Here is a 13,018-nt window from a genome sequence, read left to right on the forward strand (position 1 = left end):
ACCCTTCATTTACCTGTTGATTGCTGCCCGGATACCGCCGCTTCCTACCGTCTCGGACATGAATTTCCGTCGGGCACTGTCCACACTCGCCGTCACTTCACTGGCCGCGCTGCCGTTCGCGGCCCTCGCCCCGGCCACCGCGTCCGCCACCGGCAGCCTCGACTGGTCCGGTTCGGTGGGCAGCACCGGGCCGCAGACCGCACCCGCCTTCGACGTCCAGGCACATCGCGGCGGGCTGGGCCTGTACACCGAGAGCAGCCTCGCAGCGTTCGCCAATGCCCTCGAAATGGGTGTCACCACACTGGAACTCGACACCCAGATCACCGAGGACGGCGTCGCGGTCGTCACGCACGACCGCAAGGTGTCGAACAACAAGTGCCTGGACACCGCCCCGGCGACCCCGGGTGATCCGGAGTACCCGTACGTCGGCAAGTACATCAACACGCTGACACTCGAGCAGATCAAGACGATGGACTGCGGTTCGCTGCGGGTCGCGGATCATCCCGAGCAGCAGACCGTTCCGGGCGCGAAGATGCAGACGCTGACCGAGGTGCTCGACCTCGTGAAGTCGTACAACGCCCCCGACGTGAAGATGAACATCGAGACCAAGGTCGAGGCCGGGGCACCGTCCGAGACCGCGCCGCGGGACCAGTTCGTCCGCACCGTCCTCGGCACCATCCGTGACGCCGGCATGCTCGACCGCGTCACGATCCAGAGCTTCGACTGGGGCTCCCTGATGCTCACCCGCGAACTCGAGCCGTCGGTGCCCACCGTCGCGCTCACCAACGGCGACTTCCTGCAGATCGGCAAGCCGGGCGCGTCGCCGTGGCTCGGCGGCCTCGACATCGACGACTTCGGTGGCGACGCGATCGCGGCAATCTCGACGTTCGGCGCGTCGGCCTTCTCACCGGTGCAGGGCACCCCGCAGGGCGGCAAGGTGTCGGACCCCAACTTCGAGCTGTACGTCACCGCCGACATGGTCGACTCGGCCCACGCCCGTGACATCAAAGTGATCCCGTGGACCGTCAACGATCCCGAGACCATGCACGCATTGATGGACCTCGGCGTCGACGGCATCATCACCGACCGCCCCGACCGCCTGCGCACCGTCCTCACCGAGCGCGGCATGGAACTGCCCGCACCCGCGACCAAGAAGTAACCCTTCCGACGCGCAGGCCCCGCCGGATTGGACCGGCGGGGCCTCCGCGTTTCTCGGTACCATCGGAAAGAGCAACTCTCGTCCAGGGAGATGGTCACCGTGGACCGATCATCGGAGCCGGAACGGATCTCGACACGCGCGACCGTGCCGCGACTGGAGAAACTGCTGCGGCCGGACGTGACATGGGTCCCCTCGTCCGACGGGTATCTGGACACGCTGCCCGGTGAGACGGTTCCGCCGCCGGGTCGAGCGCAGGCAGCCTGGCAGTCGTCGCTCGGTGCGGGGATCTACCAACGGATGCAACGGTTCATGGCGTCCGTGCTGGCCCTCGGGTATTCGAGGGTCGCCGACCAGTTGCAGCTGCGGCCCGGGCAGACCGTGGTCGATGTCGGGTGCGGGCCCGGCAACGTGACCACCGGCCTGGCCGATGCGGTCGGTCCGCACGGACTCGCTGTCGGTGTCGATCTGTCCAGCCCGATGCTGGCACGCGCAGCCCAGCAGGCCCGCGCGAACATGGGACTCGTCCGAGGTGATGCCACCCGCCTACCGCTGCGCAACCACTGCGCCGACGCCGTCTGCGCCACCGCTGTGATCATGCTCGTTCCCGAACCGGTCGACGCCCTCGCGGAGATGATCCGGATCGTGAAGCCGGGCGGATGGCTGCTGGTGATGGTCCCGTGTCGTCCCACCGGACCGATGTCGGTCGTCACAGGACCGGTGATGGATCGGATCGGCCGATTCGGCGGAGCACGGATGTTCACACCGGACGACCTGTCGATCCTGCTCGAGCAGTTGGGATGCGAGCGCCTCCACAGCTACCAGCAGTTGAACATGCTCACCGCACGAGCCCGCACCCCGAAGCCGGCACGAGAAACGAAATCCGCCCCGTCGGGAAGGAACACCCAATGAACGCGAATCCCACCCAACCGCCCAACGCACCGGGTCCATCCGACTTCGATGCGCTCTACCGCGGCGACTTCGAAGCACTGAGCCGCGTGCAGCAGCCCACCGGTGCGCAACGTCCCGTCCACTTCGACAAGGTTCCGTGGGACATCGGCGAGTCCCAGCCCCTGTTGCGGACGCTCGAAGCCGACGGCGAGATCACCAGCGAAGTGCTCGACATCGGTTGCGGGCTGGGAGAAAACGCGATATTCCTCGCAGACCGCGGCTATCGGGTGTGCGGACTCGACGCGGCACCCGCCGCGATCGAGATCGCGCGTGAGCGTGCCCGGAAGCGAGGACTGGACCAGGCCGTCACGTTCGAAACGGCCGATGCCACCGACCTGAGCGGTTACGCCGACCGGTTCACGACCATCATCGACAGCGCCCTCTACCACTGCTTCCCCGAGGACCGACGCCCCGGCTACGTCGCCGAACTGCACCGGGCCTGCCGCCCGGACGGCAAGCTCCACCTCGTGTGCTTCTCGGACCAGGTCCCCGACGAGTTCCCCGGTCCGTACCGCATCAGCGAAGACAACCTCCGCGACACCCTCACCGGCGGGGGTTGGGCCATCCGGCGGCTGGAGCGGACCCACTACACCACCGCCATGACCCGCAGCGACATGCAACGCGAAGACTTCGCGCCGATCGCTGCCGCGGTCGCGGAACTCGGCTACGACTCCCACGACCGCCTCCTCGCGCCGGTCTGGCTAGTTACTGCCGAACGCCGTTGAGCGCCACCATGAATACGGTGGCACTCGAGCTGGTGCCACCGGAAGTGGACGGGGGTGCCGGCAGGGCCCTCGACGAGGGCTGCGCGGCCGTCGACCTGTGCCGCCGCCACGGGCTGGCCGAGCACGTGCGCCACGTGATGATCCCCGGGATCATCGCCGAGGACTCGGATCGGCCCGTGGCACTGACACCGCGGATGGACGTGCTCGACTTCTGGGAAGCGATCCGCCCGTCGATCGGCACGATCAAGGGCCTGTGCGCGCAGGTGACCGTCTTCCATGACGAGGAACAACTGTCCGATCGGGTGCTCCGGTTGTGCAAGGCCGGCATGGACGGCATCACGTTCGTGGGTAAGCCGCACGGCATGCCCAGAGGCGACGCCGCCGGCGTGACACCGCAGGAGGCGGTGTCACGCTTCCGAGAGGTGCTCCCCCACCGCGGCGTGGTGCTGATCCCCACGCGTCGCGGCGAAATCGACCGATTCGACGCCAAGTGCGGGAACGGCGCGACGTTCGCGCTGACCCAGTTGCTGTACTCCGACCGGATCGTGGGCTTTCTGCGCGAGTTCGCCGCCCGCACCGAGCACCGCCCCGAGATCCTGCTGTCGTTCGGATTCGTCCCCGGCATGGAACAGCGTGTGCACCTGATCGATTGGCTGATCCACGACCAGGGGAACGACCTCGTCCGCCAGGAGCAGGAGTTCGTCGCGCGGGTCGCGGGCGGCTCGTTGCGCCAGCGGCGCGACACCCTCGTCGACCTGTACCGGCGCATTCTCGACGGTGTCCACGATCTCGGGTTCCCGTTGAGCGTGCACCTCGAGGCGCCCTACGGCGTCTCGGGTGCCGCGTGCGAGACGTTCGCCGCTATGCTCGACCACTGGTCACCCGGATCCAGCGAGGAGTCGTCTTGAGCAGCAACGTCATTCCGCTCACCACCGAGGACGCCCGTGCGCACCTGACGTCCCAGCCCTTCAGTGTCCTGCTGGGCGCCCGACTGGTCTCGTTCGACGCGGACGGCGCAGTCCTCGAGGTCGACGCCCGACCGGACCTGCTGCAGCAGAACGGCTTCCTCCACGGCGGCGTGCTGGCCTACGCCGCCGACAACTGCCTCACCTACGCGGCCGGCACCGTGCTCGGGCCGGGCGTGCTGACCGGCGGCATGACCATCGAGTACGTGCGGCCGGCGCAGGGTCGCACGCTGCGCGCCACCGCGCGGGTCGTCCATTCGGGACGACGCCGCGCGGTGTGCCGGTGCGAGTTGGAGATGGTCGCCGACGACGGCAGCACCCGGCTGTGTGCCGTCGCGCAGGGCACCGTCCTGCCCGTCGCCGCCCCCTGATCAGATGTCGAAGAACACCGTTTCGGCGCCGCCATCGGGCGTGTCCTGGAGGCGGATATCGAAGGTGTAGAACACCTTTCCGTCGCGCTCCGACCGCTTCGCGATCAGCGTCTCGCGCCGGGTCTCCCACTCGATGCCCGACAGGATCGGATCGGCGGCGTTGCGCTCGGCCTCGTCGTCGAAGTAGATGCGGGTGTGCAGTCCCACGTTGATGCCGCGCGCGAAGACCGCGACGCAGACGTGCGGGGCCTGGACGCGACCACCGTCCGCGTCGACCGGGCCCGGCTTGACGGTGCGGAACTCGAAGACGCCCGAGTCGAAGTCGGCGCCGGTCCGGCCCCAGCCGCGGAACGCGGGATCGATCTGCTTGTCCTGCGGATCGAGTCGGTGCGCGTACTTGCCGGCGGCGTTGGCCTGCCAGATCTCGAGCAGCGCGTCGCGCACCAGGGTGCCGCTGCCGTCGAACACCCGGCCCTCGATCGTGATCCGCTCGCCGACGGTGGCGTCGGCGACCAGGTCGTTGCCGAAGTTGTTGTCGAAGACGTCGAAGCCGGCCTGCTGCGGCGCGAGCCCGATGTGGACGTAGGGTCCGCCGGTCTGCGACGGCGTCTCGGGGAACCGCGTCACCATCGGGTGCGGCGTGGAGGCGTTGGGGTGCTGGTCGATTCGGGTCATCGCGAGGATCCCGGGACGGTGTTCTCGAAGAAGGTGGCCCGACGTCCGCGCAGGGTGACGTCGAAGCGGAAGGTGCGGGCGTCGAACGGCACGTTGTTGGCCGGGTCCTCCTGCGCGATCAGGCTGCGCACCTGCTCGATCGTGGGGATGGTCCGGGCGATGGGGCACCGCTCGATCAGCGGGTCCCCCTCGAAGTACAGCTGCGTGATCAGCCGCTGCGCCCAGCCGTCGGCGCTGAGGGACATGTGGATGTGCGAGGGGCGCCAGGCGTTGGCGTTGTTGCCCCACGGGTACGGGCCGGGCTTGATGGTGCGGAAGACGTAGTAGCCGTTGCGGTCGGTGAGCATCCGGCCGCAGCCGCCGAAGTTGGGGTCGATCGGGGCGAGGTACCGGTCCGTCTTGTGCCGGTAGCGTCCGCCCGCGTTGGCCTGCCACACCTCCACCAGCGCGCCGGAGACCGGGTTGCCGAACTCGTCGCGCACGTAGCCGTGAACGATGATGCGCTCGCCGATCGGCAGCCCGTCCTTGGCGAAGTTGAGGATCAGGTCGTTGTCCTTCTCCCCCAGTTCGTTCGCCCCGAACACCGGCCCGGTGATCTCGGAGAGCGTGTTCCGCGGCGAGATGAGGGCGTTGCGCGGCGAGCGCAGCACGCTGGTCTTGTAGGACGGGGTCAGCGCCGGCGGATGCACCGTGGCATCGCGTTCGACGAATTCGCCGATGGTCATGGGATTCTCCTGTCGAGCGGATCTCCCGCCACGCTATGCGCGCGTTCAAGTCATGTAAATTGACGCTTTCTCGCCATTTCCATAACCTGAGGGAATGTCCGACGGCTTCGTTCCCCCTCCCCCCGCGGACGACGGCACGACCGCCCGTGTCCTGCACCGGATCCGGCTTCGGCACCTGACGTGCCTCATCGCGGTGGCGCAGGAACGCAACCTCGGGCGCGCGGCGCAGCGCCTGCACCTGACCCAGCCCGCGGTCACGAAGACGCTCAACGAACTCGAGGCCCTCGCCGGGGTTCGACTGGTCGACCGCGGCCGCCACGGCGCCAATCTCACCGCGGCCGGGGAACGTTTCCTGCGGCACGCGGTCGCCGTCACGGACGCGATGGAGTCCGCGGCGGCGGCGCTCGCCGGGGTCGGTGCCCCCAGCGCACCGATCCGCGTCGGCGCGCTCCCCACCGTCGCGAGCGTGCTGCTGCCCACGGCGATCTCGCGGCTGCAGGCCACCCACCCGGACGTGGGCGTGCGGATCGTAACCGGCCCGAACGACGTCCTGCTCGCCGCGGTGCGCGCCGGCGAACTCGATCTCGCGCTGGGCCGGATGGCCGAACCCGGCGCGCTGCAGGACGTGACGTTCGAACTGCTCTACACCGAATCGCTCGCGTTGATCGTCCGATCGGGACATCCGCTGACCGCACCCACCGGGCCCGTCCCGATGCCGGCCGTCCTCGACTACCCGCTCGTCGTCGCGACCGCGGGCACCGTCCCCCGGCACCACACGGAGGTGCTGCTGCAGCGGCACGGCCTCCACCTGCCGGCCGGCTGCGTCGAGACCCTGGACGTCACCGTCGCCCGCACCCTCACCCGGCACGGTGACGCGGTCTGGTTCACCCCGGAGCGGGTGCCGCAGACAGATCTCGACGACGGCACCCTCGTCCGCCTGCCGCAGCCGACACCGGGCACCGCCGAACCCGTGGGGCTGTTCCGGCGGGCCACGGCAGACTCCCCCGCCGCCGCCGAGGAACTCGCCGGCATCCTGCGGGAACTGGCCGACGCCTGAGCGCGCCGTGTCGCCGCGATCCGGGCGGCGTGTGCGTTCGGCCGTGGCGTCGGCAATGATGTCCACGATCGTTTCGAACAAACGGCTGACCGACGGCGATGGTGGAGGTGTGGCGATCGTGGGCGATGCCCGAGGCCCGCTCACCGGGCCACCCGTGTCGATGATCGCGCGCACGACGCTCATCCTCGAGTCCTTCGACAGCCGGACCGAACGCCTGACCCTCGAAGAGGTGACCCGGCGGACCGGGCTGCCGCGCTCGACGGTGCACCGGATCCTCGACAAGCTGGTGCAGGTGGAGTGGCTCGAGCACCTGTCGTCCGGGTACCGGTTCGGCCGCCGCGCACTGGCGCTCTCCGCGCACCAGAACGGGCATGCCGAACTGCGCGCAGCGGCCGCACCACTGCTGCACGAGTTGCAGTTGCAGACCGGCCTCGTCGTCCACCTGTCGGTACTGGACCGCACACATGTCGTTCATCTCGACAAGCTCGGCGGACGCCTGGCGACGTCCGTGCCGACCCGTGTCGGGGGCCGATCGCCCGCCCACGCGACCGCGAGCGGGAAGGCGTTGCTCGCGTGGCTGGCCCGGGAACGCGTCGACCGCCTGTTCGGAGCACACCTCGGCCGGTGCACGGAGCGGACGATCACCGACACCACGGCGCTGCACCGCGAACTCGCTGCCGTCCGCGAACGCCGCGGCGTGGCCTTCGAACGCGGCGAGTTCGCGCGCGGAGTCGCGTGCGTCGGCGCGGCCGTGCCGGGCCCGGACTTCCCGCTCGCCGCGATCTCGCTCGCGGGCGACAGGCACACCGTCAGGCTCGAGCGCGTGGCGCCGCTCGTCGTCGACGCCGTGCGGACCCTCGACGCATCGCTGCGCGCGGCGTGAGCCGGCCGGGCATCCGCGAGATGTCCGAATTCGCCGCGTGAGTGACGTTTCCCGCGCTACCCTCCATCGACACATGCGGGTGGTGTGCGCCGAGGGCGGCGCTCTTCCGAAAGGAATGCCGATGCAGTTCAACCTCGCCGATGTCTTCGAATCGGTCACCGCGGCGGTGCCCGACCGTGTCGCGTTGACGTACGAGGACCAGCACCTCACTTACGCGACCCTGAACGCGGAGGCGAACCGGACCGCCAACCTGCTGACGAGCGCCGGTGTCCGGCAGGGCGATCATGTGGCGCTCTTCCTGAAGAACAGCATCGAGCACGTCACGTCCATCCTCGGACTGATCAAGATCCGTGCGGTGCCGATCAACGTCAACTACCGGTACACGCCGTCCGAACTCGAGTACATCTTCACCAACTCGGACTCGTCGGCGGTGGTCGTCGAGCTGCCCGAGCATCAGCGCACGCTGGCCGACCTGCTCGACGGCTGCCCGCTGATCCGGACGGTCCTCGTCATCGGCGATCCGGTCGAGGAGTTGCTCACCGCCGCCGCGGCGCGCTCGATCACGGTGGTCACGTTCGCGGACGCCCGCGAGCTGCCGACCACCGGGGAGTTCCCCGCCCGCTCGGGCGACGACGTGTACGTGCTGTACACGGGCGGAACCACCGGATACCCGAAGGGCGTCATGTGGCGCCACGACGACTTCTTCCGCAAGCCGCTCTCCGGCGGCAACCCCTACGGCGAGAACGCCCGGCAGGACCTCGCGGAGGTCGCCGCTGCCGCAAAGGAATTCCCCGACATGGCATTCCTCATCGCGGCACCGTTGATGCACGGTGCCGCGCTGTACTCGCTGTTCACCTTCTTCACGCTCGGCGCCCGCGTGGTGCTCATGCGCGACTTCGACCCGAAGAAGGTCGTCGAGGCCATCGAGAAGGAACGGCTTCAGGTGATCCTGATCGTCGGCGACGGCATGGGCCTGCCGCTGGTCGACGAGATGGAGCGACGCAAAGGCGAGATCGACTTCGGTTCGCTCTTCTCGATCACCTCGGGCGGAGCGATCTGGTCGATCGGCGTCCGCGAGCGCATGCTCGCGGTCAAGCCGGAGTTGTTGCTGCGGGACAACTTCGGCGCCTCGGAATCCGGGAACGACGGCGCCTTCACCGTCGACGAGGACGGCAACCTCCGCATGGCGCCCTCGCCCAACATGATTCTCGTCGACGAGCGGCTCGACGAGATCGCGCCGGGCACCGACGAGATCGGGTACATCGCCCGCATCGGGAATGTCCCCCTCGGCTACTACAAGGACGAGGAGAAGACGGCCCGCACCTTCCCCGTCCGCGCCGACGGCACCCGCATCTCGGTCCTCGGCGACATGGGCCGGGTGGAGGCCGACGGCACCATCGTCTTCCTCGGCCGCGGCTCGCAGTGCATCAACACCGGCGGCGAGAAGGTGTTCGCCGAGGAGGTCGAGGCGGCGCTGCACGCGCACCCGTCGATCGCCGACGCCCTCGTCGTGCCCAGGCCCGACGAGCGGATGGGCCAGCAGGTCGCGGCCGTCATCGCGACGTACCCGGACGCACCCGAGCTGACCCTCGACGAGGTGCAGGAGCACTGCCGCAAGACGTTGGCCGGCTACAAGATCCCGCGCGCGATCGTGCTGGTCGACGAGGTCAAGCGCACCCCAGCAGGGAAGGCCGACTACCGCTGGGCCACCGGCATGGCCTCCGCCTAGACTCCACCGGGCCGCGGGGGCACCGGCACCGGGCGCGCGCCGCCCACCGAGCTGCTGTTGCTCGCCGAACGGCGACAGCCGACCGACGGCCGCCGCGACATCGAAGTCGACGGCGACCGTCAGCTACTCGAGTTCCGGTTCGACCGCATCGGTTTCGGGCGGTCGACGAAACGGTTGTTCTACACGCGCGCGAGTTCCTTCTCGAGTGTCGCGGCGAGGCGCATGATCTCGCCGGCCGCCGCTATGTTGGCAGCCTTCTCGCTCGTGTCGGCGATGCGCTCAGCAAGACGACGGATGCGGGCCGCATCGCTCGTGCCCGTGGTCATTCCGTCTGTGTGCGGTCCAAGGTGTTGCACCGGAAATCCTCTGTCGAATTGGGTGGTTCGCCCGCAAGGGTAAGCATTCCGGCATTCCACGTAAACCCCTGGTCTAATGTTCGCCTCGAAACTCACCCTGGGTGAGCACTTTCGGGGGTCTGGTTCAGTAGCCCGCGGCCGGATCGATTCGCGCCGTGAGGACCTCGCCGGCGACGAATCGGCGCACGTTCTCCGCGACGTGCTCGGCGAACGCGGTCGCGCGCACCGACGGCGGATTCGAGTCGTGAGGTGTGACGATCGCGTTCGGCAGGGTCCACAGCGGGTGGCCGTCGGGCAGCGGCTCGGGGTCGGTGACGTCGAGCCCGGCGCCGCCGATGGCGTTGTCCCGCAAAGCGTCGACGAGGGCATCGGTGTCGACGAGCGGCCCGCGTGCGACATTGACCACCCACGACCGCGAACCGAGCTGCGCCAGTTGCGCACGCCCGACGAGGTGGCGGGTCTCGCTAGTGGCCGGGGCGGCGACCACCACGTGGTCGACGCGCGAGAAGACCTCGTCGACCAGGTCGGCCGGCAGCGTCTCCGCGGCGCCCTCCACGGGCCGACCCGACCGGTTCACCGCGACGACGGTGGCGCCGACCGATGCGAGCATCGGGATGAGCGCCCGTCCGATGCCGCCGGCGCCGATGATCGCGACACGGGAGCCCCGCAGGGTCCCCACCCTGTCGAAGAACTCCCGCTGCCGCCACGTGGTGGCGGCCAGATGCCCGGGCAGCGCGCGAACGCCCGCGAGCAGCAGAGTGAAGGCGTGTTCGGCGACGGTCGCGGCGAACGCGCCGGCCGCCGACGTCCACACGACCTGCGGGTGTCGCTGGACGACCCTCGCGGCGAACCAGTGCTCGACCCCGGCCGACGGCAGTTGCACCCAGCGGATCGACGCGGGAAGGGCCGCAGGGAAGCTCGTGGGGTCGTCCCCGGCCCACACCAGTCCCTGCGCCTCGGCGAGCGGCGTCGGGATTCCACCGCCACGGACGATGGCGTCGGCCAGTAATGCGTCCGGCTCCGGCCCGAGGGCTACTGCAGTAGTGGTCATCTCACGCTCTCCTCTGTGCACCGGGGAACTCGAGTTGGTGACGACTAGGAGGATAGGGGCCGCCGGAGACTCAGCCCGACAACGAGCGTGCGCCCGATACGCAGCCCGGACAGCGCGCGATCGATGCACCGACTCCAGGCGTTTGACCGACGGGAAGCTCCACCCGATGTCGTTCAGCGTTCCCGCCAGTCGATACCGGGCGCACGGCAGCGGGGAGAGCGGACGGCGTGTGCCGCCGAACGTCGGATAGGTGTCCGGGATGCCGGCGGGGCGTCCCGAACGGAACCGGACGGCGTCCTCGGCCTCCTGCGGAGTGAAGCCGTCGTCCGCCAGAAGTCTGCGAACCTACGCCGCGCGCTGCGGGAAGGAATCACGCAGCAACGCGAGTGCGCCGCGCATCCTCGTCTCGGCGCCGGCAGGGGCTTCTCCGATCACGCGGCGAGGATATCGGCGCCGGGGAAGGGCGATGCAACGGTGATGCAACGGTAGCCATGGGACGGTCGTTGGAAGGTGTCCCGCTCGTCGGGGGTGGGATGACCTTTCGCGAAGCGGTGCCCGAGCCCCGTCGGGGGTAGGCTCGGGCACCGCGCAGCTGACCATAGCCACCGGCGCCACTTTTCGGGGCAAGTGTGCTGTGACTCTCATTTGATCGAAGTCCCCTCCGGACGCACGGTGCAACTGCCCGGCGGCGCTGCGAGGAGCGAGGGAAACGTGTCGCCCTCGAATACCGACATAGTCGACGTGACGTCTGAACGATGCCCGAAATGCGACCTGATCGTCGGCCAGTGCACGCACACGCGCCGTGCAACTCGCCCGACGCTCACCGGCGAGCAGGGCCTGGTCCTGGTGAGTCCGGGCCGCACGGCACACCTGCCCGGCTGCAGCCACAACGACGAGTCGGAGCTCACCGGATGGGGTGAGATCCGCGGTATCCCCAATGCCTGGGTGCGACTCGGCAACGGCGAAACGCTCGAAACCAACGCCGGGGCCGCCGTGAACCGCCCGGTGTCGCGGCAGTGCAGGGACTGCGTAGATCGCTGACAGTCCCTGCCTGGCTGTAACACCCCCGATCCCCGCCCCCGTCACGGCCGCCGCAGCCGGCGCCGCGTTCGTTGATCGCGGCCCATACTTACGTCGGGTTCCCGATGGTCGAGTTCGAACCGACGCCCCGGAAGTTCGCCGACAGCCCGCTGGTTCAGCTGCCCGACGGCGGGCCGAGCGTCGGCGTGGCGCTCGTCACGCGGCCGTTGAGCTGAGCCGGAGTCGCCGATTGGGAACGAGAAAGCCCCCACCGGCATTGCTGCCGGTGGGGGCTTTCTGATGTGCGCCCGAAGGGATTCGAACCCCTAACCTTCTGATCCGTAGTCAGATGCTCTATCCGTTGAGCTACGGGCGCATGTTCACAATGTTCAGTTGTTACTGGACCAATGAAGGACCAGCGTGGCGGAGGCGAGAGGATTTGAACCTCCGGTCCCCTTTAAAGGGGACAACTCATTAGCAGTGAGTCCCATTCGGCCGCTCTGGCACGCCTCCTTGGGGGCCGGCCCTTTCGAACCGCCGGGCGAAACATTACACAGGGATCGCCAGGAAACGCAAAACAGCTGGTCAGACGCCTTCACCTACCTGAGATTGGCGTCGAACCAGTTGAAGATCCGCCGCTGCGCGTCGAGGATCGCGACGACCAGCGGGTCGTCGTCGGAGGCGGTCGGCTCCGGCACGGGCGGCTCGTCGGCGCGGTGGGCGAGCCCGTCGTAGCTGACGATGTTGGTAGCGACCTCAGCGCGCGCGACGGCGTCCCTGAGCAGCTCGACGTGCTCGGGCGGGGTACGTGGGTCGTCGGCGCCGTACAGGCCTAGCCACGGGGCCTTCAACGACGGGGCCGCCTCGACGAGGGTGGGGGTCTCGGGGGCGAGGGGGTTGACGATGCCGTGCGCGGACACGCTCACGGCCGCGCCGACCGGGCGGCTGGTGGCGACGAGCATCGCGGCGGTGCCGGCGTCGTCGAAGCCGATGACGCCGACGCAGTCGGGGTAGATGCCGCGGGCGACGAGCCAGTCGAAGGTGGCGTCGAAGTCGTCGAAGAGGCTCTCCCCGAACACCTCGGTGTCGCTGTGGGCGGGTTCGCGGTGGAACAGGTGCGGCGCCACCACCAGCCATCCCTCTGCGGCGAGCGAGCGCATCATCTCGATGAGCGCGTCGGTGAAATCGCGGGACTCGTGGAGCACGACGATGCCGCCGCGTGCGTGTCGCTCGGGCTCGACCGCGGTGAGTGGCACCCGTCCCCGCGCCTGCGAGTCGGAATCGTCGTCAGCGCGCAGCGGCACGCTGTCCCGGAGGATTCCCGGCATAAATCAACCTTGGCACGACCACGCCG

At 69.0% G+C, this 13,018-nt stretch carries 14 protein-coding genes and 2 tRNA genes; 9 read left to right on the top strand and 7 right to left on the bottom strand.

Features of this window, described 5'->3' with window-relative positions:
• Nucleotides 1–58: 58 nt before the first annotated feature.
• From ABI214_RS12365 to ABI214_RS12385, 5 genes are all read left to right on the top strand, one after another.
• Nucleotides 59–1,159, top strand: coding sequence for a glycerophosphodiester phosphodiesterase family protein (locus ABI214_RS12365; protein ID WP_348610826.1), 1,101 nt, complete (start codon nucleotides 59–61; stop codon nucleotides 1,157–1,159).
• Between the two features lie 99 nt (nucleotides 1,160–1,258).
• On the top strand, nucleotides 1,259–2,068 hold the full coding sequence (locus ABI214_RS12370; protein ID WP_348610829.1) for a class I SAM-dependent methyltransferase: 810 nt from the start codon (nucleotides 1,259–1,261) through the stop codon (nucleotides 2,066–2,068).
• On the top strand, nucleotides 2,065–2,832 hold the full coding sequence (locus ABI214_RS12375) for a class I SAM-dependent methyltransferase (protein WP_348610832.1): 768 nt from the start codon (nucleotides 2,065–2,067) through the stop codon (nucleotides 2,830–2,832). Before ABI214_RS12370 ends, ABI214_RS12375 begins: the two co-directional genes overlap by 4 nt.
• 8 nt (nucleotides 2,833–2,840) lie before the next feature.
• On the top strand, nucleotides 2,841–3,740 hold the full coding sequence (locus ABI214_RS12380) for a mycobacterial-type methylenetetrahydrofolate reductase (RefSeq protein ID WP_348610835.1): 900 nt from the start codon (nucleotides 2,841–2,843) through the stop codon (nucleotides 3,738–3,740).
• The gene (locus ABI214_RS12385; RefSeq protein ID WP_348610838.1) at nucleotides 3,737–4,168 is read left to right on the top strand and encodes a PaaI family thioesterase; all 432 of its coding nucleotides are present in this window, start codon (nucleotides 3,737–3,739) and stop codon (nucleotides 4,166–4,168) included. The genes ABI214_RS12380 and ABI214_RS12385 overlap by 4 nt, the downstream gene beginning before the upstream one ends.
• Here ABI214_RS12385 and pcaG read toward each other — a convergent pair whose 3' ends face one another.
• Nucleotides 4,169–4,843, bottom strand: a complete 675-nt coding sequence (gene pcaG, locus ABI214_RS12390) for a protocatechuate 3,4-dioxygenase subunit alpha (RefSeq protein ID WP_348610841.1) — start codon at nucleotides 4,841–4,843, stop codon at nucleotides 4,169–4,171. It lies immediately after the preceding gene.
• A complete protein-coding gene (pcaH, locus tag ABI214_RS12395; RefSeq protein WP_348610844.1) occupies nucleotides 4,840–5,568 on the bottom strand; it encodes a protocatechuate 3,4-dioxygenase subunit beta in 729 nt (242 codons plus the stop codon). Before pcaH ends, pcaG begins: the two co-directional genes overlap by 4 nt.
• Nucleotides 5,569–5,662: 94 nt before the next feature.
• Between pcaH and ABI214_RS12400 the strand changes: the two genes are divergently transcribed.
• The 3 genes from ABI214_RS12400 (at nucleotide 5,663) to ABI214_RS12410 (ending at nucleotide 9,237) form a co-directional block, all read left to right on the top strand.
• Nucleotides 5,663–6,625: a LysR substrate-binding domain-containing protein gene (locus ABI214_RS12400; protein WP_348610846.1), complete on the top strand. Its 963-nt coding sequence runs from the start codon at nucleotides 5,663–5,665 to the stop codon at nucleotides 6,623–6,625.
• Nucleotides 6,626–6,785: 160 nt separating this feature from the next.
• Entirely contained in the window at nucleotides 6,786–7,508 is a 723-nt protein-coding gene (locus ABI214_RS12405) for an IclR family transcriptional regulator (RefSeq protein ID WP_348611575.1), read from the top strand.
• A gap of 121 nt (nucleotides 7,509–7,629) precedes the next feature.
• Nucleotides 7,630–9,237, top strand: a complete 1,608-nt coding sequence (locus ABI214_RS12410) for an AMP-binding protein (protein ID WP_348610848.1) — start codon at nucleotides 7,630–7,632, stop codon at nucleotides 9,235–9,237.
• Between the two features lie 179 nt (nucleotides 9,238–9,416).
• Here ABI214_RS12410 and ABI214_RS12415 read toward each other — a convergent pair whose 3' ends face one another.
• Nucleotides 9,417–9,563: a hypothetical protein gene (locus ABI214_RS12415; protein ID WP_348610851.1), complete on the bottom strand. Its 147-nt coding sequence runs from the start codon at nucleotides 9,561–9,563 to the stop codon at nucleotides 9,417–9,419.
• Between the two features lie 154 nt (nucleotides 9,564–9,717).
• Complete coding sequence (locus tag ABI214_RS12420) at nucleotides 9,718–10,644, bottom strand: D-isomer specific 2-hydroxyacid dehydrogenase family protein (protein ID WP_348610854.1); 927 nt, start codon at nucleotides 10,642–10,644, stop codon at nucleotides 9,718–9,720.
• A 741-nt stretch (nucleotides 10,645–11,385) separates the two neighbouring features.
• On the opposite strand from ABI214_RS12420, the gene ABI214_RS12425 reads away from it, so the two are divergent.
• Nucleotides 11,386–11,685 (top strand): hypothetical protein, encoded by a 300-nt coding sequence (locus ABI214_RS12425; RefSeq protein ID WP_348610857.1) that lies wholly within the window; start codon nucleotides 11,386–11,388, stop codon nucleotides 11,683–11,685.
• A gap of 282 nt (nucleotides 11,686–11,967) precedes the next feature.
• Here the strand turns inward: ABI214_RS12425 and ABI214_RS12430 are convergent.
• The 3 genes from ABI214_RS12430 to ABI214_RS12440 all read right to left on the bottom strand — a co-directional run bounded on the left by ABI214_RS12430 (nucleotide 11,968) and on the right by ABI214_RS12440 (nucleotide 12,992).
• Nucleotides 11,968–12,040: transfer RNA gene (locus ABI214_RS12430), tRNA-Arg, on the bottom strand.
• Nucleotides 12,041–12,085: 45 nt separating this feature from the next.
• A tRNA-Ser gene (locus ABI214_RS12435) sits at nucleotides 12,086–12,177 on the bottom strand.
• 86 nt (nucleotides 12,178–12,263) lie between these two features.
• Nucleotides 12,264–12,992 carry a dienelactone hydrolase family protein gene (locus tag ABI214_RS12440; protein ID WP_348610860.1) on the bottom strand — a complete coding sequence of 243 codons (729 nt, stop codon included), beginning with the start codon at nucleotides 12,990–12,992 and terminating at the stop codon, nucleotides 12,264–12,266.
• Nucleotides 12,993–13,018: the final 26 nt, after the last annotated feature.

The organism is Prescottella soli (assembly GCF_040024445.1).
GTDB classification, from domain to species: Bacteria; Actinomycetota; Actinomycetes; order Mycobacteriales; family Mycobacteriaceae; genus Prescottella; species Prescottella soli.